The following is a 25,043-nucleotide window of genomic DNA, read 5'->3' as shown; positions in this document are numbered from 1 at the left end:
AGCGTCCGGCTCACGTGCCCAGTGAAGGAATTCCTATGGCCCGCTCCAAGCTGAACGCTTTGGTGCGTAGCCTGACGCTCGTGGCGAGCGTCGGCGCGCCCTGCCTCGCCGCCGCCGCGGATCTGCTACCCCCGCCTCCTCCGCCGCCACCCCCGATCGAGGTCGGCGGCGGCTGGTACCTGCGCGGCGACGTCGGCGCGAGCATCTACACCCGTCCGAAGTACAGCGAGGCCTACGACTACACCGGCTACGCCGAGTCCAACCGGTCCTTCGGCAACGAGATCGGTAGCGGCGGTTTCGCGGGGGTCGGCGTCGGCTACCAGTTCACCCCGTTCTTCCGCGGCGACATCACCGGCGAGTACCGCTACGCCACCGGCCTGCGCGGCAGCGAGTACTACCGCGGTCCGGACTACGATGACGGCCTCGGCTCCTACGGCGTCAACAAGTCGAGCGGCCACTTCGACTCCGCCGTCGTGCTCGCCAACGCGTATTTCGATCTCGGCACGTGGTACGGCATCACGCCGTTCATCGGCGGCGGCGTCGGCTACGCCTTCAACCACATCTCGTCCTACTCGACCAACCAGCAGTTCACGAGCCCGACCTACGGCTACGATTACGGCAACCCGGTCTACGGCTGCGATTGCGGCGCACCCTCCTACAATTACAAGCCGGTCTACGACTCGAACGGCAACCCGGTCTACAACACCAACAGCGGCACCAAGTTCTACAAGGACAAGTCGAGCGGCAGCTTCGCCTGGGCGCTCCACGCCGGTCTCGCCTACAACGTGACCGACGCGTTCAAGGTCGAACTGGCCTACCGCTACCTGAACCTCGGCAAGGCCGAGACCGGCGCCGGCTACGTGCCGTGCTGCACCGGCAGTCTGCAGGCGATTAAGGTGAAGGACATCGAGGCGCACGACGTGAAGATCGGCCTGCGCTACTATCTCGGCGGCGTCGTCGCGGCCCCGCTGCCGCCGCTGATGCCGGAGCCGATCCCCGGCCCGCTGGTGCGCAAGTACTGATCGCGCACCGAACCCGAACCCCATCGTGAGACTGACGACGGCGCGGAGATCCTCCGCGCCGTTTCGCGTTGTGCGCCGCGCCCGCCGGGCAGTCCGGCCTGTTGCGGCTCTCAGCTTTGCCGCGCCACGCACCAAGACCAGGAAGTCCGGATCGAGACTGGGAGAATGTAAGTTAGCAACGGACAATTAAGGTTACTCATATACCACTCAGTCGAGGCTCGATCCGCCGTCCGTCTCTTTCCGTCCCAGGACGATCCCGATGCGTACCGTCACCTTTCCGCTGCTGGCGGTTCTCAGTCTCTGCGGCGTGACCACCGCCCGAGCCGCCGATCTGGATTACGATTACCTGCGCGGCGCCGAGTACGACCCGGTCCCGGCGCCGGTGCTCGACTGGAGCGGCGCCTATATCGGCGGCCACGGCGGATACACATCGGGTGGCCTGTCGCAGCGCGACGCGATGCAGTCCACGCTTGCGAACTACTTCAGCTACACGACTGTCGAGAGCGAGTTCGGCGTCTCGAAATACCTGTCGCTTCCCGGCACCCGAACGCATGGGGCCAGCTTCGGTGCCTTTGCTGGCTACAATGTGCAGTTCGACGACATTGTGCTCGGTGTTGAGGCCGATTACACGCACACGGGCCTGAATAGCTGGTCAACCAACAGTATCAATCGAATCGTGACGACGTCTCTGGGCAACTCCGAATCGGTGAATCTGTCCGGTGCGTCGAACACGCGGATCAATGATTACGGCAGTCTCAGAGCGCGCATTGGCTACGCGTTCGGCAATCTGCTCCCCTACGTCACGGCCGGCGGCGCGATCGGCCGCGTCACGATCAACGATACCGTGACGGTCCAGGATTACGGGTACAGCGCCACCACCTACACGGCGAACCAAGCCCTCACCACCGGCTTGCCTGCAGCAGTCTGGCATCACGGCTACGCCAGCTTCAACCAGAACTATCCGCTCGTCCGGTCGACGCCTGCCGGGCAGGGCGCCCAAACCATCCCGTACGCCCCGACCGCACTGACGGCCAATGCGCGGACCAAGACCATCGGCGGCGTGGCACTCGGCTTCGGCCTGGAATACGCCATCACGCCCAACATCCTGCTGCGTGGTGAGTACCAGTACGTGTTGTTCCAGGATTTCAATGGGCACTCAGCCGAACTGAACACCATCCGGGGCGGTGCTGCGCTGAAGTTCTGATTTCGTCTCCCGCACCGGCCGGATCTCATCATGCCAGACCGCCCTACCGCGCCGAAGCCGCTGATCTCCTGCACGGCCCTGCTCGTGGCTCTCGTGCTCCTCCAGTCGCCGGCGGCAGCCCGGAGCCGCGTGCACGGCCTGGATCATCACCGCACGCGACCGATCTTACGTGTGCGGCCGGTTCCCCCCGTCCCGCCGCCCGTGCTGGTGCGGGGCTACCTGCCGCGCAACCACAACATCCCGATGTACAACGAGCCGCCCCGGCGCGAGCCGACTTGGTGAGACCAACTGGGTGATCGCCGCCGCGGCCCCACCTCAGCTCTCCAGCTCGCTGTCCCAGTACAGGTAGTCGAGCCAGGTGTGGTGATACTGGCGGTGGTCGAACTCGGGCTGCCGGTGGTGCAGCTCGTAGCGCGTCGGCCGCCGTGGCTCGGTCATCAGCGGCATGTCGGCCTCGTTCGGCGTGCGGTTCGCCTTGCGCAGGTTGCAGGGCGAGCAGGCCGCCACGACGTTCTCCCAGCTCGACAGGCCGCCCCGGGAGCGCGGCACCACGTGGTCGAAGGTCAGGCCGCCCGAGGGCAGCCGCAGGCCGCAATACTGGCAGCTGAACCCGTCGCGCAGGTAGATGTTGTAGCGGGTGAAGGCCGGGCTGCGGGCGAGCGCCACGTAGTTCTTCAGGGCCACCACGCTCGGGACCCGCAGCGACCGCGAGGGCGAGCGCGCCTCCACGTCGTAGCTCGCCACCAATGTGACGCGGTCGAGGAACAGGGCCGTGAAGGCGTCCTTCCACGACCAGAGGGAGAGCGGATTATACGAGAGCGGCCGATAATCCGCGTTCAGGACGAGGGTTTGGAGATCCATCATCGGCGCGACTCTTCGGACTATCTCTGACGCGGATAACGCGCGGGACCGCGCCGCCGCCTCACCGGCCCACCCGAACCGGCCCAGGGCCGATGCAGGACGGGCCGGCGCGCGACGCGTCGGCTTGGCGGGAGAGGCGGAGGGAGCAACAGGGCTGCGGGCCGGCGCGCAGGGGCGCCGGTCGAGGCGGTCACATCCGGAACGCGGCCGGGCCGGGCCGGCGCTGTCACCGGCCGTGCCCTTTCGCGTAATGACGAAAAGGCCCTGTCCATCAGGTGTTCATCTAATCCCAGCGTGACACCCTTGTGAAGCTTTTCCGGGCGGGCCCAGGGACGCACCCACAGGACGCACCCGGAGCGAGGCCGGCGGCGGCCGAATCCGGCCCGGGCTGTGCAGGAGCACGGTTTCGCCCTATTGCTCGCCCAGAGCGCCCGGCCGTCAGGAGGCCCGCCCGGTCCCCTATCGCCGCTGATTCGCCGATGCCGGACCCGCCCGCGCGTCCGGCGCACCCGACGAGAGGTTGCCCATGCACCGTACGCCAGCGCGTACCCGGACGCCGCGGGGCGGCGCACGCCCGTCCCTCACGCTCGCCCTTCTCGCCGCTCTGGTGCTCGGGATTCCTGCGGGCGCAGCCCGGCCCGCCCTCGCGCAGGCGGCCGCGCCGGCCCCGGCGGAGACCAAGCCCGCCGCGGGCAGCCCGACGCCCGGCAAGGCGCCCGACGCGAAGCCGGAAGCCAAGCCCGAAACCAAGACCCCGGCCGCCGCGCCCGTGGGCGCGGCCCCGCACGCGCAGGCCGAGCTGCCCGAGCAGTTCAAGGCGGTTCGGGCCAAGATCGACGCCGCCAAGGCCGAGCTCGATGCCCGCGAGAAGCAGCTGGGGCATACCGACCTGACGGTGGCTGACCTCACCGCCATCCGCGACAGCGCCGCCACGGTGACCGACGAGATCCGCACCCTGGTCACCCGCCTCGACGCGCCGCTCGAGGCCGCGCGCGAGCGGCTGGCCCAGCTCGGGCCGAAGCCGAAGGACACCCAGGAGAGCGCCGACGTCGCCGAGCAGCGCGTCGAGCGCGAGGCCGCGGTCACGCGCATCGACGAGACCCAGCGGCTGGCCCGCTCCCTGGTGGTTCAAGGCGACCAGATCGTCGACCGGGTCTCGAACCGCCGCCGCGAATCCTTCACCCGCGACCTGTTCCAGCGCTCCCAGCCGCTGGTCGGCGCCGGGCTCTGGACCAAGGTGATGGGCGACGTGCCCCGGGACACGCGCGCCCTGCAGAGCGCCGTGTCGGATATCGGGCTGCTGTTCTCCCGCAACGGCAGCCTCGCCAACCTGTTGTTCCTGGGGCTCGCCTTCGGGATCTCGGTGGCTTTGTATTTCGGCCGGCGCAACATCGCCCCCAAGGGCGCCCGCCGGGACGCCGGCAAGGCCGATCCGTCGCGCCGCGCCGTGATGCTCGCCGCCTGGCGGGTGATCCTGCTCGGCACGGTGCCGGCCGTGGCCGGGTCCTACGCGGTCTACTACGCCCTCGATTCCACCAACCTGCTGCCGTCCCGGCTGCTGCCGGTCGCCGCCGCCATCCTTGGAGGGCTGGCCTTCATCGCCTTCGTGGAGGCCTTGTGCGACGGGCTGCTCAGCCCCGAGAAGCCGGCCTGGAGGCCCGCCCCGGTGAGCGACGCGGCAGCCACCCGCCTGACCCGGCTCGCCGTCGGCATCGCTACGGTGATCACCGTGGTGAAGTCCGTGGAGGCGCTGAATTCCGGGATTTCGGCGGCCCTGCCGATCTCCATCGCCACGCGGGGCCTCGGGGCGGTCGCCACCGCGCTGATCCTGGCGGTCGGCCTCCACCGCTTCGCCGACACCGAGCAGGAGGAGGAGGCCTGCTTCGGCCCCTACGTGCCGACCAAGACCACCACGGGCATCGGCGGGCCGGCGCGGCTCCTGGGCTGGGCCGCGGTGGCGCTGATCGGGCTCGGCGCGCTGGTCGGCTACGTCGCCTTCGCGGCCTTCTTGATCGACCAGCTGATCTGGGACGCGGCCGTCCTCGTGCTGCTCTACCTGCTGGTCCAGAGCGTCGACATCTTCGTCGGCCGCGCGCTCAGCGACGAGACGCGGCTCGCCACCACGCTCCAGGCCAATACCGGCCTGCGCAAGCGCTCGCTCAACCAGATCTCGGTCCTGGCGACCGGGGCCGCCCGGCTCGTCCTGTTCCTGGCGGCCGCGGTCCTGGTTCTGGCACCCTGGGGTCTCGACTCCACCGACATCCTCTCGTCGGTCCGGCAGGCCTTCTTCGGCTTCAAGGTCGGGGACGTCACGATCTCGCTGTCGAGCATCGCGCTGGGGATCGGCATCCTGGTGGTCGGCGTGTTCATCACCCGCGGCGTGCAGCGCTGGCTGGAGAACACCTACTTGCCGGCCACAGACCTCGACGCGGGCCTGCGCAACTCGATCACCACGGTGGCGGGCTATTGCGGCTTCCTGATCGCGCTGGCGCTCGCCTTCTCGTATCTCGGCCTGAGCCTGGAGAAGCTCACCATCGTGGCCGGCGCCCTATCGGTGGGTATCGGTTTCGGCCTCCAGTCGATCGTCAACAACTTCGTCTCCGGCCTGCTGCTCCTGTGGGAGCGGCCGATCCGGGTCGGCGACCAGGTGGTGATCGGCGACTCTGAGGGCATCGTGAAGCGGATCTCGGTCCGCTCCACCGAGATCCAGACCTTCGACCGCTCGGCTGTGATCGTGCCGAACTCGAACCTGATCTCCGGGGTGGTCAAGAACCGGGTGCGAGGCGACCGGACCGGGCGTGTCAGCATCACGGTCAGCGTCCTGCGCAACCAGGATCCGGTGCGCGCCGCCGAGATGATCACCGCCTGCGCGCAGGCGCATTCCGATATCCTGAAGGAGCCCCCGCCCCGGGTGGTGTTCAAGAAGATCGGCGACCCGTTCCTGGAATTCGAGCTGCTTGTGTGGATCGTGGACGTGAGCCTCGGCCAGAAGGTGGTGACCGACCTGAACTTCTCGGTGTTCGCGACCCTCTCGGGGGCGGGCTTCATCCCGCCGCTCGGGCCCGGCTCCAGCATCGTCACCGTGCAGGGCCTCGACACGATGCAGAGCGCCATGGGCGAAATCGCCAGCCGATTCGGGATCACGGCGCCGGTCTCCGAGGGCGGTGAGCCGGGCCGGGCCCAGCGCGACCGCGGTTTGCGGAGCGCGGGGGGCTGAGAGGCCGATGCAGTTTCGCTGAAGGCCGCCTATATGGCTGAGGCATCCGAGCCGGCTGCCGAGGCGGGGACCAGGGACACGTGGGCGCACGAGACACGAGACGGATTGTGCGAGGGCTGGCCTGCCTCCCGGTGATGGCGCTCCTCGGGGCCTGCGCCACCCAGGCGCCGACCAGCACGGCGCTGCCGAGCATCTACCTGCCGCTCGCGAACAACAGCGCCCACATCGACGTCGATGCGGCCCGCGACATGATCTCGTCCTACCGCCGCAACCGCGGCGCGCCGCCGCTCGCGGTCGATCCCGAATTGCAGCGACTGGCGGAGGCCGAGGCGGCCGCCATGGCGCTGGCCGACCGGCCGAGCCGGGCACAGACCGTGAAGGGCGCGGTGGAGCGGCTCGGCTACGCGGACGTGAACGCCAACCTCTCGGCCGGCTACCACACTCTGGCCGAGGCCTTCTCCGGCTGGCGGGAGAGCCCGCCGCACGACGCCACCATGCTGGCGCCCCGGGCGACCAAGATGGGGATCGCCACCGCCTACGCGCCGGGCTCGAAGTACAAGGTCTACTGGGCGCTGCTCACCGCGCGATGACGGTCGCCGCCGCGCCGCATTTCAGGGACGCCCTGTTCCTGAATACTGACTTCGCGTTGGAGTATTTGATACTGTCATTGACAACCGTGCCGAGACACTCGATTGTCCGCGCTCTGCAAGGCACGGGGGTCGATCGCGATGTCGGCCAAATATATCGCCGACTGGGCAGAGCTGTTCTCGATCGCTCTGACGGTCGTCATCTTGAGCTTCATCGTCCCGATCGGGATTTTCATCGGCCGCGCCAACATTCGGCTGAGCCGGCGTGAGATCGTCGTCGATCTCGAGCGGCTGTTCAGCTTCGCCACCGTCGATGGACGCCGGATCATCTTGCCGTCCTTCGAGCTGGTGAAGTACAAATACGACCCCGAGACGAATCCGCAGCGCGAGGAGGTCGACAAAGACCCACAGGCCATCCGCTTCTACATCTTCCCGGTGGCGCTCTATGTCGTCATCTGCGCGATCTGTATCGGCATGGGGTTCCATCGCCGGGAGAGTGGTTCCTTCGGCCTTCTCGGTAACTACTTCACCGATCCGCAGAACACCATAACGGGATCGCTCGCTTACTCGTTCATCGCCGCCTATATCTACACGGTCCAGTACCTTATTCGAAGAATATCGAACTTCGATCTGTCACCGATCTCGTTCTTCCATTCCGTCCTCCATATGTTGCTGGCCCTATCGGTCAGCGCCGCCGTCTGGCACGCGCACATCTTCGACGTCGACCGGCTGGGGGCGTTCGGGGCCAACCTCGCCGTGACGGTCGCCTTCCTGATCGGCCTGGTCCCCGATCTCTTCATCGGCGCGCTGGTGGCCAAGTTCCCGTGGATCCGGCTTCGCAGGGTCGCCGAGGACAGCAAGAACCTCCAGGAGGAGCTGCCGCTGGACATGATCCTCGGCATCGATCCCTTTATGAAGTTGCGGCTCGGCGAGTTCGAGATCCAGGACGTCCAGAATCTCGCGACCATCAACCCGATCCAGATCTTCGTGGAGACGCCCTACGGCCTCTACGAGGTCATCGATTGGGTCGCACAGGCGCAGCTGATCCTGGCGGTGGGCCCCTCGAAGGTGTCGGAGCTGCGGAAGCTGAGCATCCGGACCATCTTCGACCTGGAGCGGTGTGTGCAGAACCCGTACATCGCGCAGCGGGTGGTCAACATCCTGCTGAGCGAGGCGGTCGACATCGATGGCGAGATCCGCGTGTCGTCGGCGAGCCGGGACCGATCGGGCGGCAGCAGCGAATTGCGGCTCGACGAGCGCTACGAGCTCGACGCGATGATCAGCTACATCCGGGACGACCTGCATGTCCGCCGGCTGCGGCAGATCTGGGACGTCATCAACAGCCGCCTGGACGACCGGAGCGTCACCAGAAGCCCGGAAGACGGGCCGCTCGCAGGGGAGGCCGAGGGGCCGCGGCGCCGGGACGAAGACCCGGAGCGCGGACTTCGCGCGGTCGGAAGCTGACATCTCCGACGGCAGCCCCTTCACGTTCGGGACCGGCACGCCTCCTTGAGCAGCATCACGGTCACGCGCCGGTTGGCCGGCATGTAGGGGTTGTCGGGGAACATCGGCTCGGTATCGGCCTTGCCGGTGACCGAGGCGAACCGGTCGTCCGGAACCCCTGAGCCCGCCAGGATCTCCCGGACGCTGACGCGCGGCCCGCCGGCAGCTCTCCGGGCGAGGCTACCGGGCGCTGCCCGGGCCGATCGGTGGCGGTGAAGCCCGTGACGGCGATGCGGGTTGGCATCTGACGGAGCGCCGGGCCGAGCTTCTCCCACAGGCGCCGGGTCCGGTCGTTGGGCCGGGTCGAGCCCTCCGGGAACATCGCGCGCCCGTTCTGGTCGACGACCGATACGTCGAGGCCCCGCTCGGTCCCGGCGATCACGACATTCTTCGAGAGCTCGGCGAAATCCGGCTGTTGGCGATCGCGGCACTGTCGGTATATCGGCCGGGTTGCCGATCAGGGTAGGAAATCTTTCTGAATGAACCGTAAAGGAAACTGTTTCGAGCCTGTATCGGCCCGTCATCGCCCGTTCAGGCGGACGCTGGCATACCCCTGTCGCACGAGGGGTTTGACCCGGGTCCGGCGCTGATGTCGCCCGGGCGGACCTTCTCGGTGAAGGCGTGAGACCCGGGCACACGGGCCGCGTCAGGGGTGGCGGAGCGGTACGATGGTTCGTCTGTACGGGCGGGTCTTAGGGTTTCTGAAGGCGGAGCGGCGGCTGGCCATAGGCCTGGCCACCACCAACGTCGTGCTGGCGGTGGCGGCCTTCGCCGAACCCCTGCTGATGGGCCGGATCATCGACCAGTTGACCCATCTCAAGCGCGGCGGCGACGCCATGGGCACCATGCTGCCCCTGCTCGCCGCCTGGGTGGCGTTCGGCTTCTTCACCATCGCGGCCGGCGTGTTCATCGCGCTCCACGCCGACCGGCTGGCCCACCGCAACCGCCTGTCCTCGATGGCGAGCTACTTCGAGCACGTGCTCGATCTGCCGCTCGCCTTCCACTCGGCCAACCATTCCGGCCGCGTCCTGAAGGCGATGCTGGAGGGCACCAACGGCATGGCGTGGCTGTGGCTCGGCTTCTTCCGCGACCACCTCGTCGCCCTGGTCTCGCTCGGCGTGCTGCTGCCGCTGACCCTGTTCATCAACTGGCAGCTCGGCTTGATCCTCGTGGTGCTGGTGCTGGCCTTCACGGCGCTCACCACCTTCGTGATGCGCCGGACCGAGACGCTGCAGGGTCAGGTCGAGGAATTCAATTCGGGCCTCGCGGCCCACGCCTCGGACGCGCTCGGCAACGTCGCGGTGATCCAGTCCTTCACCCGCGCCAAAGCCGAGAAGGACGCGATGCGCGGCATCATCACCAACCTGCTCGCCGCGCAGATCCCGGTCCTGTCCTGGTGGGCGCTCGCCAACGTGGCGACCCGGGCGTCGGCGACCATCACCATGACGGCGATCTTCGTCACCGGCATCTGGCTCTATCAGGCCGGCACCACCACGGTGGGCGAGGTCGTGGCGTTCATGAGCCTCGCCACCGCCTTCGTGGCCCGGCTCGACCACGTGGTCGGCTTCGTCAACGGCCTGTTCCAGCAGGCGCCGAAGATCGCCGAGTTCTTCGAGATCTACGACACCGTCCCGGCGGTGGCCGACCGGCCGCATGCCCGGCAGGTCGCCCGCTTCGAGGGCGCAGTCACCTTCGACGACGTCGCCTTCTCGTACGATGGAAGGCGCCAGGCGCTCGACGGCGTCTCGTTCACCGCCAAGCCCGGCGAGACGATCGCGCTGGTCGGCACCACCGGCTCGGGCAAGTCGACGACGCTCGGCCTCCTGCACCGCAGCTTCGACCCGGCCTCCGGTTCGATCCGGATCGACGGCATGGACATCCGCGACGTCGGCCTCGCCTCCCTGCGCCACAACATCGGCGTGGTGTTCCAGGAGCCGATGCTGTTCGCCCGCTCGATCCGCGAGAACCTGCAGGTCGGCTGCCCCGACGCCACCGACGCCGAGATGCTCGACGCCCTGGAGCGGGCGCAGGCCAGCGCGTTCATGGCGCGCCAGGCCGACGGGCTCGACACGGTGATCGGCGAGCGCGGCCGGTCCCTCTCGGGCGGCGAGCGCCAGCGGCTCTCGATCGCCCGGGCGCTCCTGAAGAACCCGCCGATCCTGATCCTCGACGAGGCGACCTCGGCGCTGGACGCCGCCACCGAGCGCAAGCTCCAGGGCGCGCTGGAGACCGTGATGGAGGGGCGCACCACGTTCGTGATCGCCCACCGCCTCGCCACGATCCGCGACGCCGACCGGATCCTGGTGTTCCACGAGGGCCGGATCGTCGAGGCCGGGACCTTCGACCAGCTGGTGGCCGAGGGCGGCCGCTTCGCCGAGCTCGCCCGGGCGCAGTTCATGGCCGCCCAGGCGGAGGAGGACGAAGGGCTGGCGCTGGCCGCGTGAGGACGGCGCCCGTCCCGACCGGCCGCTGCGGCGGGTCGGCTGGCAAGACCCCCGGGATTTCAGTCAGACGCGCGCCGCGGCAAAGCTCCGGCGCGCGTTTGCCTGTGGGGTGCTGAATGACAGGACCATCAGGCGCCACGTCGCGGCAGGTTTGTCCCCGATCGGACGGGCGGCGGTGTCGGATGCCACGCGGACAGCGGCACAGCGCCTCCTCTCCGCCGGCCGCGCAAACCGCCTTCGCGGGCGGCGGCGGAGACCGCGACCTCGGCGCAGTGAAGAGCGCGAGCGATCGACCGGAACACCCTCACGCCTCCGGATCGCCCGCTCCAGCGATGCGCGCCTTCGGCCGAGTGGCTTCGAACGGGTCCGTGACAGCAAGCCCGGCGCGATCGCCAGGCCATCGGAAGAGGGTGGGGGATCGCCTCTGAGCAGGGCCACGCCCTCGGCCCGCTTCGCATGGTTCCCGCTGGGACAGCTCGGTCGAGCTGCCCCCTCCGTCATCACGAGCGCAGCAAAGTGACCCACGGCGCCGCGATCTCCGGGATCGGGGCGCCGACTGGATTGCTTGGCTCCGCTCGCAAGGACGTGCGGCCGAACGCATCGACCGGGAACGGACTTACGCGCCCGAGCCCGCACGGGAGAGGGGACCGGCGCAGGAACCTGATCACGGCTCGCCGGTCCCGACGGGGCGTCCTCAATACAGCCCGCCGGCCTGCGCGGCCCGGTCGGGATCGGCCGGGACCGCCGCGGGGGCCGCCGCCTGGCCGCCGCCGGAGGACGGTGCGACGTAGGAATCCGGCGGCGCGGTGCCGGGCTTGAACGCCTCCAGGATCGTCCCGGCGCCCTCGCCCGAGCCGGCGCGGGTGCCGCTGGCGAGGTTGACGCGGATCAGCTTAATTCCCGGCGGCACGCGGAACGGCGTCGGCGGCTTGTCCTTGAGAGCCGTCTTCAGGAACTCCAGGGCAATCGGCGCGGCGAGCCCGCCGCCGGTGGCGCGGTCGCCCAGCGAGCGCGGCTTGTCGAAGCCGATATAGATGCCGACCGCCAGATCCGGCGAGAAGCCCACGAACCACGCGTCCTTGGCGTCGTTCGTCGTGCCGGTCTTGCCGGCCAGCGGCTTGCCGATCTGCTTCAGGATCGTGGCGGTGCCGCGCTGGACCACGCCCTCCATGATCGAGACCATCTGGTAGGCAGTCAGCGGATCGAGCACCTGCTCGGAATCGTCGACCAGCTTCGGCTCGTCCTGGCCGGACCATTTCTCGGCGTCGCAGCCGATGCACTTGCGGTTGTCGTGGCGGTAGATCGTCTCGCCGATGCGGTCCTGGATCCGGTCGATCAGGGTCGGGCGGATGCGCCGGCCGCCATTGGCCAGCATCGAGTAGGCCGTGACCATGCGCATGACCGTGGTCTCGCCCGCGCCCAGCGACATCGGCAGCACCGGCAGCATGTCGTCGTAGACGCCGAACCGGCGGGCGTACTCGGCGATGAGCGGCATGCCGACATCCTTGGCGAGCCGGACCGTCATCAGGTTCTTCGAGTGCTCGATGCCGTAGCGCAGGGTGTGCGGGCCGCCGGACTTGCCGTCGTAGTTCGAGGGCGTCCAGGCCTCCTGGCCGGGGCCGGCCTCGATGGTGATCGGCGAATCCTGGACGATCGACGCCGGGGTGTAGCCGTTGTCCAGAGCCGCCGAGTAGACGATCGGCTTGAACGAGGAGCCGGGCTGGCGCATCGCCTGGGTGGCGCGGTTGAACTCGGATTCGTCGTACGAGAAGCCGCCGACCATGGCGTGCACGCGGCCGGTATTCGGGTCCATGGCGACGATCGCGCCGGAGACCTCGGGCTTTTGGCGCAGGCGGAACTGGCCGCGGCCGCCCTCCATCGCCTCGACATAGACCATGTCGCCGGCCTGGAGGTTGGCGCGGCCGGCCCAGCGCATGCCCTCGGGAGGGATCACGCCGGTCTCGCGGTCCTTGCCGACCTGGCCGGACGCCTCGCGCCGGGGCTGCAGGCCGACCTGCACGCCGCCGCCACCGTTGCCCAGCACCACGGCGAGACGCCAGGGCGCTACGTCGCCGAGCGCCGGGACCTCGGCCGCCGCCATGCCCCAGTCGCGCCCGGTCAGGTCGACCTTGGTGACCGGACCGCGCCAGCCATGGGCTTGGTCGTAGCGCACGAGGCCGTCGACCAGCGCCTTGCGGGCCCAGGCCTGCATCTTCGGATCGAGGGTGGCGCGCACCGACAGGCCGCCCTCGTAGAGCTTCTTCTCGCCGTAGCGCTCGGAGATCTCGCGGCGGACCTCCTCGGTGAAGTAGTTGGCGTTGGCGGCGTTCGGGAAGGCGACGCGCGGGTTGACGCCGAGCGGCATCTTCTTGGCGGAGTCCGCCTCCTCGCGGGTGATGTAGCCGTTCTCCGCCATCAGGCGGATGATCTCGTTGCGGCGATCCAAGGCCGCCTGGGTCTTGCGGTAGGGATGGTAGTTGTTTGGCCCCTTCGGCAGGGCGGCGAGGTAGGCCGCCTCGTTGATGGTCAACTCGTGGACCGACTTGCCGAAATAGTCGAGCGCCGCCGCGGCCACGCCGTGCAGGTTGCGGCCCGGGACGATCGTGCCGAGGAAGATCTCGTTGAGGTAGAGCTCGAGGATCTTGTCCTTCGAGTAGGCCGCCTCGATCCGGAGCGCCAGCAGCGCCTCCTTGATCTTGCGGTCGTAGGTCTGCTCCGACGAGAGCAGGAAGTTCTTGGCGACCTGCTGGGTGATGGTCGAGGCGCCCTGCCGCTTGCCCGACTTGGCGTTGGTCAGGAAGGCGCGCACGATCCCCTCGGGGTCGATGCCGCCGTGCTTGTAGAAGTTCTTATCCTCGGCCGACAGGAAGGCGGCCACGACGATCTTCGGCATCGCCTGGATCGGCAGGTACAGCCGGCGCTCGCGGGCGTATTCGGCGAGCAGCGAGCCGTCGGCCGCGTGGACGCGGGTCATCACCGGCGGCTCGTAATTGGCGAGCGCCGCGTGGTCCGGCAGGTCCTGGCTGTACTTCCAGTAGAAGTAGCCGCCGACCGCCGCCCCGACCACGAACAGCACCGCCGCGGCGCTGAACAGGATGCCGAAGAAACGAAGGATCAGACGCATCCGGTGTTCCGCTCGTCGCTGGCCCGGCCGCATGCCGGGATCGGCCTACCCGGCGCGTTACGTCCGCTCTCGATGCGGTCGGCCCCCGGATGGTCCCGTCAGGCCCCCTCGGAATGCCGGTTCAGCGGCGGTGCGACGGGGCGTTCGGACGTTCCGTATCGACACTCTATCTATGGTAAAACTGGGGCGACGGCGGCCGAGCGGCGCGTCCCCGTCGGTCGGCCCAGCGTGGCGCGGTTGGTGAAGAACAGGTCGATCGCCTTGGCCATGGAGCCGGTCACGCCGGCCCGCCAGTCCGGCGATTGCAGCATCTCCAAGTCGCGCTTGCTCGACAGATAACCCAGCTCCACCAGCACGCTCGGCACGTCGGGCGAGCGCAGGACCACGAAGCGCGCCTCGCGGTGGGGCTTGGCGCTCATCTCGATCACGGGGCTCAGCTGGCCCATCAGGGTCCGCGCAAAGCCCGACGAGAAGCCGCGGGTCTCGCGCAGGGTCAGCTCCTGCAGGATGTCGGCGATGTCCGGTGGGGCCTCGGCGGAATCGACGCCCGCGGCAGCATCGGCCCGGTTCTCGCGCTCGGCAAGCTTGGCGGATTCGGCGTCCGTGGCCTTCTCGGAATTGGTGTAGATCGTGGCGCCGCGCACCTGGGGCGCCGCCGAGATCGAGTCGGCGTGGATCGACACGAACAGGTCAGCCTTGGCCTCGCGGGCGAGGCGCACGCGCTCGGCCAGCGGCACGAACACGTCCCGGTCGCGGGTCATCCGGACCCGGTAGCGGCCGCCCGCCTCCAGCTTCGCGACCAGCGCCTGGGCGAATCCGAACACGATGTCCTTCTCGAACACGCCGCCCACCGCGATCGCGCCGGGATCGGTGCCGCCATGACCGGCATCGACCATGATCAGCGGGCGCTGGTCGGCGGGTTCCGGTGCGGCGGTCCGGGCCTGGGACGGGGCGGGATCAGCCGCGGCGGCCGCCTTGCGGAACGCGTCGCGGTCGACCCGCTGCAGCGGGATCGTGAGCAGGACGGCGCCGTCCCGGGGGCGGGTCGCCGTCTCGATCTTACCGACCGTGGCGGGCGAGGCGAGATCGATGACGATGCGGGAGCGCCCGGGAGCGAACAGGCCGTAGCGGAAGGATTGCACGAGGCCGTCGCGGCGGCTCCCGGTGCCGGATTCGAGCTGGAAGTTGACCTCCGGCAGGTCGATCACGGCCCGGTCGGGCCGCTCCATCACGAAGCCGCGGGCCTCGACCGCCCGGGACAGGGTCAGGGTCAGGCGCGTGGTGCCGGCCTGGGTCGCGAGATCGGCCCCGATGGCCACGGCCGGCTTGTCGCCGTTCTGCGCGACGACCGGCGCTCCCGCCGACGCCGCGGACAGCGCGACGGCGAGGCAGAGACAGGCGGAACGGATCAGGCGCGCACAGCTCGGCATCGGTCCGGTATCATCTCCCGTGCCCTCCGTTACGGCATGGGACCGGCATGGTTAACGGACTCTTGCCGCGGCCGGTTCGATCCGGCCGCCGTTGTTGCGGTGAGGCGACAATCGCCGACGCCGCCCCCGGCGTGCCGAATCAGCGGAACGCGACGACGCGGCTCGCCTTGCCGACCACCGTGACCCAGCAGGTCAGGGAAGCGTCGGCAGCGCGCTGGACCTCGCCGACCTGCAGGCGGATCAGGTCGGCCGGCGTGCGGGCGCCCGAGAGGGCGCGCAGATGCGCGAGGGCGGCCTCACCCTCGCCCCGCACGTAGCGGGCGATGGTCGAGCCGATCTCGACGACGTCGAGACGGTCGGGGGCGAAGGCGATCCGGTTCGGCTCCGCGAGGCCGGAGGCCTCCGGTGCCGCAGCCAGGATGGTCTCCGCCGCGATCTCGTCAGCGGGCGTCGTCTCCGGGATCGCCGCGGCGATGGTTTCGAAGGTTTCCTGGGTCGGCGCGGCCTCAGCCAATGCAGCCTCGGCCAGTGCGACCTGCGGTTCGGTCGCCTGGGGGATCAGCGCGCTCGCGGGAGCGGGGTCTGGCGCCGTTTCCGGTGTGCCGGCCGCAACGGCGGGAGCGGCGGCCGTCTCGATCGCGGATTCCTCGGCGTGGCTCTCGGTCGGGGCCGGCGCGTCCGCCTCCCGGGGCGGCTTCGCCTCCCAGGTGGAACGGCTTCCTCTCGGTCGACGCGGCTTTCCCATCGCGCGATCTCCTCCTGTCGGCTTCAGCCCGTCCTGACGGAGCGGTGGCCGGAGGTGATGCGCGGCCGGCCCGCCCGCGGTGTCGGCGCCGGACCCGTGGTGCCCAGGCGTCCGATCGTGGGATCCGGCCGGCGCACTCGACCGCCCGGATCCCGGAATGCGTCCCCGACCGCCAGGATCGGGGACGGAAAGGCCGGCCTCAGCGGGCGACGGCGTTCTGGGCGAGGGCGCCGTAATCCTTGGCCTGAGCCTGGAGGGCGGCGAACTGGCTGCGGACGAACTCGGACTGCAGCTCGAACGCCTCGCGGAGATCCTTCGTGCGCACGAGCTTCTGGGCGAAGTCGAAGGTCGCGTTGGCGTTGGTCTGGGCGTGATCGAAGCCCTTCACGACCGCGGCGCTGAGGGTCGACTGGAAGGTCTGGCCCGAAGCCTGGACCTGCTCGGCCGCCTTGACGGCGTTGGCCATCATGGTGCCGACGGCGTTCCGGGCCTGATCGACGCTCTTCTCGGCGAAGTCGCGCATCTCGGTCGGGATCTCGAAGTTCGGGGTCTGCATCGATGTCTCCAGCCTGATTTTTGGAGCGGGACGCCGGATGCGTCCGCGGTGACGCGCCTCTATATGTTGCACTGCAACAAGAAGTCAAGTGCATGTTCCGGGGGCGCTTCGGGCCCGGCAAGAGCCGATAAAATGCCGAATCGCTGATCTCGGAAGTCATCAGCCCGTGGCTCGGCCGCGACAGCAGCAGGCGATCAAGCTCTGCCATTCCGATACGCGGTATCGATTGCTGATCCCTGAGGAGAGCCGCATTACAAAAAACTATCCCGCTGTCCAGAGGGGCGCGAACGGATCGTGAAGACTACTGGCATGCCAGTAGTCTCGGTCTGCCTCAAGACCGAGGCGAGACAGCCGGCCGGTCCCGATGCTGCATTGCACCAGGCGTAGGGACCGGCAGCGCGGCGTAGAGCGCCCGGAGGGCCGTCGCGTGGGCTTCCAGACCGCTCGGCGCAGAGCGAGACATCCTGTAAGCCTCCGCCCCGAGGGCGGCGGCCAGGGCATCGTCCCGCAGGGCCGTGAAGGCCGCCGCCAGCGGCCCGACCTCCGGGGCGACCACGAAGCCGGTCCGACCGTGCCGGACCTTCTCGGCGGCACCGGACCGGTCGGAGGCGACCACCGGGATCCCGGCCGCCAACGCCTCGTAGACGGTGAGCGGCCCGGTCTCATACCAGCGCGACGGCGCGGCCAGCGCCCGGGCGCGGGACCGCAGGATCTCCCAGACCCGATCGGGGCTCTGCCAGCCGATGACCGTGACCCCGTCCCGGGCGCGCAGCTCCGCCTCCAGGGGGCCGGTGCCGATGAACAGGGCGGGCAGGCCGGCGGCACGGGCGGCGTCGGCCACGAGGTCGGCGCCCTTCTCGCGGGTCAGGCGGCCGACATACGCCACGGCGTCGCCGCGCCCCGGCTCGGCCGGCGGCCCGTCCGCGACCCGGACGGGATTGTCGACCCGGTGGTGCGTGACGGCGTAGCCGCCGAGCAGGTCTCCGAGCCGCCGTCGGCTGGCGTCGCAGACATGGACGACATGGAGCGGGCGCCGCCGGATCACCTGCCGCAGCGCCGCGGCCCGGGCGACGCGCACGAGTTTGTGGGCGGGGCTGCGCGGGTCACAGGGGGCCGCGAGGCAGGCGGCCGACAGGGGCGCGAGGCCGCAGGGCTCGGCCCGGTCGAACCGGTAGTAGACGCCGTTCGGGCAGGCCAGGGCGTAGTCGTGCAGGGTGACGACCAGCGGCGCGCCGGCACCGGACAGGACCGGGAAGATCGCGGGCGACAGGGTGCGGGTCCATTGGTGCAGGTGGATGCAGTCCGGCCGCGTCGGGAGGCCGTCGATCGCCGCGGCGAGCCGGCGCGCCGCGTCCGCGTGCCAGATCCCCGCCGCCGCCGCCCTGACGCCACCGACGGACCAGATATCCGGCAGGCCGAGGACGATCCGCCGGATGCCGGGGTGGTCGAGGAGCGGATCCACCGGACCCGCGATGGCCTGGATGAAGCTGACCGCCAGACCGGCCTCGGCGAGGCCGCGGGCCGATTCCAGAGCGACCTTCTCGGCCCCGCCGCTGGCGGCCGCGAATTCGGCCAGGATCACGACGTGCATGGAGATCGTCTCGACATCAGCGGCCGGGACGATGGCGGAAACCGGTTTACGGGCGATCAACCGCGGCGGGTTACAGACTTCGATCCCGGATCGGAGCGGCGGAGTTCCTGACGTGCACGTCGTCCTCGTCGCAGATCACGCCGCGATCAACGGCGGCCAGGCCAAGGTGGCGATCGAATCCGCCCTGGGGCTCGCCGCCCGCGGCGTCCGGGTCAGCCTGTTCGCGGCCGTCGGCCCGGTGGATCCGCGCCTGGAGCCCGCCGGCATCCGGGTGGTCTGCCTGGAGCAGGACGACGTCACCACGGCGCGCAGCAAGCTGGCCTTCGCGGCCCAGGCGATCTGGAACGGGGCGGCGCGCCGCGCCCTCGCGCGGGAACTCGCCGCCTGCGATCCCCGCGACACCGTGGTGCACGTCCACGCCTTCGCCAAGGCGCTGTCGCCGTCGATCGGCACGGCGCTGCGGGCCTCGGGCCTGCCCTGCCTCTACACGATGCACGAGTTCTTCCTGGTCTGCCCCACCGGCGGCTTCTACGCCTATCCGGAGCAGCGGATCTGCCACCGGACCCCGATGTCGGCCGCCTGCATCGGGGCGAATTGCGACGCGCGCAGCTATCCGCGCAAGGTTGCCCGGATGATCCGCCATGTCGGGCTTAGCCATGTGGCCCGGCTGCCGGAGCTGTTTTCCCACGTCGTCACCATCAGCGACCTCCAGGAGAGCGTCGTCCGGCCGTTGATGCCCCCTGGCACCGTGTTCCACCGGGTCGACAACCCGATCGCGGTGGCGCGGGCGCCGGTGCCCGGAGACGCGCCGGGCGATTTCCTGTTCGTGGGGCGGATCTCCACCGAGAAGGGCGCGCCGATCTTTGCCGAGGCGGCCCGGCGGGCGGGGGTGCGGGCGGTGTTCGTGGGCGACGGTCCGGAGCGGGCCGACCTCGCTGCGCGCTATCCCGAAGCGGAGATGCGCGGCTGGCGCGACGCGGCCGGCGTGCAGGCGCTGATGCGGCAAACCCGCGCCCTGGTCTTCCCGAGCGTCTGGTACGAGGGCCAGCCGCTCACCGTCTACGAAGCCCTGGCCTGCGGCACGCCGGTGATCGTGAGCGACGCCTGCGCGGGTCGCGAGGCAGTCACCGACGGCGAGACCGGGTTCTGGTTCCGCTCGGGCGATCCGGACGCGCTCGCTGCCCATCTGCGGCGCCTGTCGGACAACACCCTCGCGGCCCGCATGGGCCGGGCCGCCTACGATCGCTACTGGGCGGCACCGCTGAGCCTCGACGCGCATCTCGACCGTCTCGGAGACGTCTACGAGGCGGTGCTGCGCGGGGCCGCCGCCCGCGCGGCGATCGGCGGCCCGGTCGAGCGGCCGCTCGCGACCGCCTGAACCGTCCGGGTCGGACAATCGCGCGCTCCGAGCCGGAACCTGCGCCGAATGACACCCGTCCGTCATCCCGGGGCCGCGCAGCGGAGCCCGGGATCCAGACCCGCCGAGGTGCCCATGATTGGCTCCGACAGTGGTTCTGGATTGCCCGCCTCCGGCGTGCCCCTACGGGTCCGGGCTCGCCTGCGGCGCCCCGGGATGACGCGGCGCGGCGCCGATATGAGACGGGGATCATGTGCAGCGGAGCGGTCCGCCCGATGCCCCTTCCGTACCAGCCGGCCGGATTGACGCGCCGGCCCGGAAAGATCGGAAACACCCGCCGCGCCTCGCGTTGATGCGCACCGGCACCCTTGCGTGCCCCCGTCACCAATGAGCGACCGACATGGCCGAGGACCACAAGCCGAACGAGACCAAGCCGGGCTTCCAGCAGGGCAGCGCCAAGCCGGGCGACGCGAAGAATCCCGACAACAAGCAGGAGAAGTTGAACGAGCGTCTGGACGACGCCCTGGAGGAGACCTTCCCGTCGAGCGACCCGGTCTCGGTGAAGATCACCAAATAGGTGCTCCGCAGGCGCCTGTCGGGTGGCGTCAGGCCGCCCGGCCGCCGAAGGAGCCGTCCGCGGCGCGCGCGATCAGCTGCCGCGCCGCGGGCGCCGGGACCGGACGACTGAACAGGAAGCCCTGGACCTCGTCGTAGCCCTCGGCGCGCAGCATCGCAAGCTGCTCGGCGGTCTCGACGCCCTCCGCCGTCGTGGCGATGCCCAGGCTGGTGCCGAGGCTCGCCACCGCCCGCACGATCGCCGTGCAATGGGTGTTCTCGCCGACCTGGCTGACGAAGGACCGGTCGAGCTTGATCTTGTCGAACGGGAAGCTGCGCAGGTAGCTGAGGCTCGAATAGCCGGTCCCGAAATCGTCCATGGCGATGCGGATCCCCATCGCCCGGAGCGCGTGCAGGGTCGCGAGATTGGCGGCGCTGTCGGCCAGCAGGACCGACTCGGTGATCTCCAGCTCGAGACGATGCGGGTCGAGCCCGGAGGCCGCGAGCGCGTCGCGCACGGTCTCGACGAGGCTGCGGTTGCGGAACTGAACCGGGGAGAGGTTGACCGCGAGCCGGATCGCCTCCGGCCAGGCGGCCGCCTCGGCGAAGGCGGTCTGCATCACCCAGGCTCCGATCGGGACGATCAGGCCCGTCTCCTCGGCGAGCGGCACGAACTCGGCAGGCGAGACCGGACCGTGCTCGGGGTGGTGCCAGCGCAGCAGCGCCTCGAAGGCGAGGATCCGGTCGGCCTGCGCGCTCATCAGCGGCTGGTAGACGAGCGAGAACTGCTCCCGGGCCAGGGCCTCGCGCAGCTCGTTCTCGCGCCGCCGCCGCGCCTGGACCCAGGCATCCATCTCCGGCTCGAAGCACCGGAAGGTGCCGCCGCCCTCCGCCTTCGCCCGATACAGGGCGAGATCGGCGTTCTTCATCAGCGTCTCGGGATCGGTGCCGTCGCGCGGCAGGCAGGCCACGCCGATGCTGGTGCCGATATGGCAATCCTGGCCGTCCAGGCGGAACGGACGGGCGAGCTCGGCGATGACGCGCGCGATCAGCCCGTCGGCGAGCACCGGCAGGCCGATCCCGCGCACGAGGATCGCGAACTCGTCGCCGCCGAGCCGGGCGACCAGGTCGTCCTTGTTCAGGCATCCGGCGATCCGCTCAGCGGCCTCGCGCAGCAGCGCGTCGCCGACCGGATGGCCGAGCGTGTCGTTCACGATCTTGAACTTGTCGAGGTCGAGGCAGAGCAGCACCGATTCCTCGCCGTTCCGGGCGTGGCGCGCGATCGCCTCGCCGAGGCGGTCCCGGAACAGCACCCGGTTCGGCAGGCCGGTGAGCGCGTCGTGGTGGGCCATGTGGGCGACCCGCGCCTCCGCCAGGCGGCGCTCGGTCATGTCGATCGCGGCCTCGAGGACGGCCTGCTCGCCGCCGAACGGCAGGGCCCGCTCGAACAGGGAGACCTCGATGGCCGAGCCGTCGGCGCGGCGGTGCAGCGCGCCGGTGGCGGGCAGGCCGAGGCCCGGCGCCTCCTCGGGAGCGATGACCAGATCGGCGGGCGCGCGGGCCAGGAACTGATCGCGGCTGTAGCCATAATGGGCGATGGCCGCGTCGTTGACCGCCAGGAACCGGTCGCGCGCCTCGGCCACGACCCACATCGGCACCGGGTTGTTCTCGAACAGGAGCCGGAACGAGGCCTCCCGGGCCTTGATGTCGCCGACATCCGTCATGGTGATCGACAGGAGGTCGCCGACGCAGCCCGCCTCGACCTTGAGGTACAGGGTCCCTCCGTCGGACTGGGGCCGGCTCAGCTCGAAGGCCTCGCGGCCGCCCCGCTCGACCATGGCGGCCAGCGTGGCGATCGTCCGGGCGGTGATCGTCCCCGGGAACAGGTGACCCACGCGCTGCCATTGCAGGACGGACGCGGGACGCTCCAGAAGGCGCTCGGCCCCTTCGTTGAGGGCGACGATCTTGAAATCGACCGGGCGCCCGTCGCCATCCCGAACGGTGCTCAGGGCCAGGATGCCCTGGTCGGTGGCAGTGAACATCGCCTGGACGAGCTCGGTCCGGACGCTCGCGGCGTCGAGCCCGAGCAGCACGAAGGGCTCGCCCCAGCGGTTGCCCAGGGGCAGGCCGACCAGGCTGGTCGAGGTGACGACGCCGGCGGCGAGGCGGTCGCACCGGCCGTGGGCCGGCTCGCCGGTGGCGAGGGCGGCCGCCACGACCTCGTCGATGGGCTGACGGAGATCGACCGGGAAGGCGTGAACCGGGACGGACTCGACCGGGACGGGTGCGACCGGCCAGCCGGCCGGATCCTGCGCCAACCAGGCGCCGAAATCCTGGCCGGCCCAGAGGATCCCGGTGGCCTGGCCGTCGCGGGTCGTCACAAGGGCGGCCCGGTCGGCGAGCCGCCCGAGGCTGCCCAGGACGACAGCCTCGTAGGACGGCAGGGGGTCTCCCGGCGATCGACACTCCTGCCAGTGGCGCAGGAGGCTCTTCCCGGTCTGCAGATTTGCGTGCTGCGCGCTCACTGAGCCGCCCCAGTCGTTGACCGGGGCCAGCAAGCGGGGGACTTCGTTTAAGCGAGGTTCATGCGCTGGCTTATAATCCCATGAACGACGCTATTCCCCAGATTTATACTGGTATTCAGGCTGCTTCCAGCAGCCTGCGGGCGATCACCTGGGCCTGAATCTCCGCCGCGCCCTCGAAGATCGAGAGGATGCGGGCGTCGCACAGGATCCGGCTCACCGGGTATTCCAGCGCGAAGCCGTTGCCGCCGTGAATCTGCAGGGCGTTGTCGGCCGCCGCCCAGGCGACGCGGGCGCCGAGCAGCTTGGCCATCCCGGCCTCCAGGTCGCAGCGCTTGCCCTCGTCCTTCTCGCGGGCCGAGAAGTAGGTGAGCTGGCGGGCGATGTTGATCTCCACCGCCATCATGGCCAGCTTGTCGGCGACCCGCGGGAAGCTGACCAGCGCCTTGCCGAACTGGACGCGCTCCTCGGCGTAGCGCAGGCCGACGTCGAGGGCCGACTGGGCGACGCCGATGGCGCGCGCCGCCGTCTGGATGCGGGCCGACTCGAAAGTCTGCATCAGCTGGGCGAAGCCCTTGCCCTCGACCTCGCCCAGGAGGTTCGCGGCCGGGACCTCGAAGCCCTCGAAGGCCAGCTCGTACTCCTTCATGCCGCGGTAGCCGAGCACCTCGATCTCGCCGCCCGACAGGCCCTGGACCGGGAACGGATCCTCGTCGGTGCCGCGCGGCTTCTCGGCGATCAGCATGGAGAGGCCGCGGTGGCCCTTCTCCTCCGGATTGGTCCGGACCAGAACCGTCATGATGTCGGCGCGGACCGGGTGGGTGATCCAGGTCTTGTTGCCGCTGATCTTCCACGTGTCGCCGTCCTTGACGGCCTTGGTGCGCAGGCTCGCCAGATCCGAACCCGTGTTCGGCTCGGTGAAGACGGCGGTGGGCAGGATGTCGCCGCTGGCGATCTTCGGCAGGAAGCGCTGCTTCTGCTCCTCGGTGCCGCCGCACAGGATCAGCTCGGCGGCGATCTCCGAGCGGGTGCCCAGCGAGCCGACGCCGATATAGGCCCGGGACAGCTCCTCCGAGACCACGCACATGGCGGTCTTCGGCAGGCCCATGCCGCCGTATTCCTCGGGGATCGTCAGGCCGAAGACGCCGAGCTCGGCCATCTTGGTCACGATCTCCATCGGGATGTAGGCATTCTTCAGGTGCCACTCATGCGCCTGATCGACCACCTCGGCCTTGCCGAAGCGGCGCATCTCGGAGCGGATCGCCTCCATGTCCTCGTCGAGGCCCGAGGCGCCGACAGTCGCCGCGCCGCCGCCGTCGCGCATCTGCGCCACCAGGGCGGCGCGGTTCTCGGGCGTGTTGCCCTCGGCGATCAGGGTCTCGACCGCGTCGGTGCGATACGGGGCCACCTCCTTGGCGGACAGGCCGAGGGAGCCGGTGAGGCGGACCATCTCGCCCTGGCTCATCGGGATGCCGGAGAAGAGCTGGTCGAGATATTCGCCAGCGCCGATCCGGACGAGGAGCGCCTCGGTCTCGCCGAACCGGCCCTCGGCCTGGAGGCGCTCGGCATAGCCGCCGAGTTCGGCGACCGCCTCCGCGTAGGTTGCGAGCCAGGCAAGCCCGTGGGCGGCGTGCTGCTGGCTCTCGAGCTTGGCCGCGTCGATCCGCCCATCCGTCCCGAGGATCCGCGTGCGGACCCGCCGCGTGGCCTCGGCGGCCAGCGCCTTGGCGCTCGCGCCGGCGCTCTTGGTCAGGGACACGAGGTCCTGCGGCTCGGTCTGGATGGCGGGGGATGCGGACATGGTTTTTTGCTCGCGTGGCGTCTTCTTGGATCGGGTCTTTTAACCTGTTCGGATCCCGGGCCGAAGCAGATTTCGTTTGCGGCGTCTTGAACTGAAGTTGAATGTCCGGCGACTTGGCGCGGGCGTGCTCGACTTGGAAACTCCGAGTCTCGCCTTGATCCTGCTCGACCTCATCCGAGTGCCCGGATGCGCAGCGAAGTCCTTGAAGGAGCCCGGCCGGCCCCGATTCAGCGTTTCTGCTCGCACCGCGTCTTCACGTAGGCCCCGTCCTCACCCTTGAAGCCGGCATTGGCCGCCAGGACCGGTCCCTGGACCAGGCATTCCTGAAGCGTGTGGGCCGGGCCGGTGATCACGTCGATGGCGGTGTCGCGCGAGCAGTCGGGCGCCTGGACGGAGGCGGCACAGATCAGGGCGACGACGATAATTGAATTCATGATGCCTCCCAGAGGCCCGGCTTTTCGGACGGCGGGCGGCGTCTACCGAAAGATGGATCCTTCAGGCCTGGTTCCACCGGACCGGATGCC

The 25,043-nt window shown here is 69.7% G+C and carries 18 protein-coding genes and 1 pseudogene; 9 read left to right on the top strand and 10 right to left on the bottom strand.

The annotated features are described in order from the left end of the window. The first annotated feature begins 35 nt into the window (after positions 1-35). From AC3WSN_RS22670 to AC3WSN_RS22660, 3 genes are all read left to right on the top strand, one after another. The gene (locus AC3WSN_RS22670; RefSeq protein WP_492541026.1) at positions 36-1,022 is read left to right on the top strand and encodes an outer membrane protein; all 987 of its coding nucleotides are present in this window, start codon (positions 36-38) and stop codon (positions 1,020-1,022) included. A gap of 259 nt (positions 1,023-1,281) precedes the next feature. Beyond that, positions 1,282-2,226 carry an outer membrane protein gene (locus AC3WSN_RS22665; protein WP_492541024.1) on the top strand — a complete coding sequence of 315 codons (945 nt, stop codon included), beginning with the start codon at positions 1,282-1,284 and terminating at the stop codon, positions 2,224-2,226. A 30-nt stretch (positions 2,227-2,256) separates the two neighbouring features. Then, entirely contained in the window at positions 2,257-2,508 is a 252-nt protein-coding gene (locus AC3WSN_RS22660) for a hypothetical protein (protein WP_492541022.1), read from the top strand. A 33-nt stretch (positions 2,509-2,541) separates the two neighbouring features. On the opposite strand, the gene AC3WSN_RS22655 is transcribed toward AC3WSN_RS22660, so the two are convergent. Beyond that, a complete protein-coding gene (locus AC3WSN_RS22655) occupies positions 2,542-3,090 on the bottom strand; it encodes an HNH endonuclease (RefSeq protein ID WP_192710617.1) in 549 nt (182 codons plus the stop codon). Between the two features lie 523 nt (positions 3,091-3,613). On the opposite strand from AC3WSN_RS22655, the gene AC3WSN_RS22650 reads away from it, so the two are divergent. From AC3WSN_RS22650 to AC3WSN_RS22640, 3 genes are all read left to right on the top strand, one after another. Then, positions 3,614-6,304, top strand: a complete 2,691-nt coding sequence (locus tag AC3WSN_RS22650) for a DUF3772 domain-containing protein (RefSeq protein ID WP_492541020.1) — start codon at positions 3,614-3,616, stop codon at positions 6,302-6,304. 134 nt (positions 6,305-6,438) lie between these two features. Beyond that, a complete protein-coding gene (locus AC3WSN_RS22645) occupies positions 6,439-6,894 on the top strand; it encodes a CAP domain-containing protein (protein ID WP_492543214.1) in 456 nt (151 codons plus the stop codon). 138 nt (positions 6,895-7,032) lie between these two features. Beyond that, positions 7,033-8,355 (top strand): hypothetical protein, encoded by a 1,323-nt coding sequence (locus AC3WSN_RS22640; protein ID WP_192710619.1) that lies wholly within the window; start codon positions 7,033-7,035, stop codon positions 8,353-8,355. A 9-nt stretch (positions 8,356-8,364) separates the two neighbouring features. Here the strand turns inward: AC3WSN_RS22640 and AC3WSN_RS22635 are convergent. Continuing rightward, positions 8,365-8,806: pseudogene (locus tag AC3WSN_RS22635) on the bottom strand (OmpA/MotB family protein); the annotation flags it as partial. 256 nt (positions 8,807-9,062) lie between these two features. Here AC3WSN_RS22635 and AC3WSN_RS22630 point away from each other — a divergent pair. After that, entirely contained in the window at positions 9,063-10,838 is a 1,776-nt protein-coding gene (locus tag AC3WSN_RS22630) for a glucan ABC transporter ATP-binding protein/ permease (RefSeq protein ID WP_492541018.1), read from the top strand. A gap of 694 nt (positions 10,839-11,532) precedes the next feature. Here AC3WSN_RS22630 and AC3WSN_RS22625 read toward each other — a convergent pair. The 5 genes from AC3WSN_RS22625 to AC3WSN_RS22605 all read right to left on the bottom strand — a co-directional run bounded on the left by AC3WSN_RS22625 (position 11,533) and on the right by AC3WSN_RS22605 (position 18,284). Next, positions 11,533-13,962 (bottom strand): penicillin-binding protein 1A, encoded by a 2,430-nt coding sequence (locus AC3WSN_RS22625; RefSeq protein ID WP_492541016.1) that lies wholly within the window; start codon positions 13,960-13,962, stop codon positions 11,533-11,535. A 170-nt stretch (positions 13,963-14,132) separates the two neighbouring features. Next, positions 14,133-15,392, bottom strand: a complete 1,260-nt coding sequence (locus tag AC3WSN_RS22620; RefSeq protein ID WP_492541014.1) for an N-acetylmuramoyl-L-alanine amidase — start codon at positions 15,390-15,392, stop codon at positions 14,133-14,135. Between the two features lie 139 nt (positions 15,393-15,531). Further along, entirely contained in the window at positions 15,532-16,137 is a 606-nt protein-coding gene (locus tag AC3WSN_RS22615; protein ID WP_492541012.1) for a hypothetical protein, read from the bottom strand. Positions 16,138-16,336: 199 nt separating this feature from the next. Beyond that, entirely contained in the window at positions 16,337-16,693 is a 357-nt protein-coding gene (locus tag AC3WSN_RS22610; protein ID WP_192710624.1) for a phasin, read from the bottom strand. A gap of 331 nt (positions 16,694-17,024) precedes the next feature. Further along, the gene (locus tag AC3WSN_RS22605; protein WP_492541010.1) at positions 17,025-18,284 is read right to left on the bottom strand and encodes a glycosyltransferase; all 1,260 of its coding nucleotides are present in this window, start codon (positions 18,282-18,284) and stop codon (positions 17,025-17,027) included. Positions 18,285-18,396: 112 nt separating this feature from the next. Between AC3WSN_RS22605 and AC3WSN_RS22600 the strand changes: the two genes are divergently transcribed. Both AC3WSN_RS22600 and AC3WSN_RS22595 read left to right on the top strand, forming a co-directional pair. Further along, entirely contained in the window at positions 18,397-19,662 is a 1,266-nt protein-coding gene (locus AC3WSN_RS22600; protein WP_492541008.1) for a glycosyltransferase family 4 protein, read from the top strand. A gap of 379 nt (positions 19,663-20,041) precedes the next feature. Continuing rightward, the gene (locus AC3WSN_RS22595; RefSeq protein ID WP_192710627.1) at positions 20,042-20,218 is read left to right on the top strand and encodes a hypothetical protein; all 177 of its coding nucleotides are present in this window, start codon (positions 20,042-20,044) and stop codon (positions 20,216-20,218) included. A gap of 28 nt (positions 20,219-20,246) precedes the next feature. On the opposite strand, the gene AC3WSN_RS22590 is transcribed toward AC3WSN_RS22595, so the two are convergent. The 3 genes from AC3WSN_RS22590 to AC3WSN_RS22580 form a co-directional block, all read right to left on the bottom strand. Further along, a complete protein-coding gene (locus AC3WSN_RS22590) occupies positions 20,247-22,700 on the bottom strand; it encodes a putative bifunctional diguanylate cyclase/phosphodiesterase (protein ID WP_492543212.1) in 2,454 nt (817 codons plus the stop codon). A 136-nt stretch (positions 22,701-22,836) separates the two neighbouring features. Beyond that, on the bottom strand, positions 22,837-24,519 hold the full coding sequence (locus tag AC3WSN_RS22585; protein WP_492541006.1) for an acyl-CoA dehydrogenase family protein: 1,683 nt from the start codon (positions 24,517-24,519) through the stop codon (positions 22,837-22,839). Between the two features lie 227 nt (positions 24,520-24,746). Then, a complete protein-coding gene (locus AC3WSN_RS22580) occupies positions 24,747-24,953 on the bottom strand; it encodes a hypothetical protein (RefSeq protein ID WP_192710629.1) in 207 nt (68 codons plus the stop codon). Positions 24,954-25,043: the final 90 nt, after the last annotated feature.

The sequence above is a fragment of the Methylobacterium sp. FW102-HT35C08 genome, from assembly GCF_058790235.1.
This window is presented reverse-complemented; position numbering and strand designations above follow the sequence as displayed.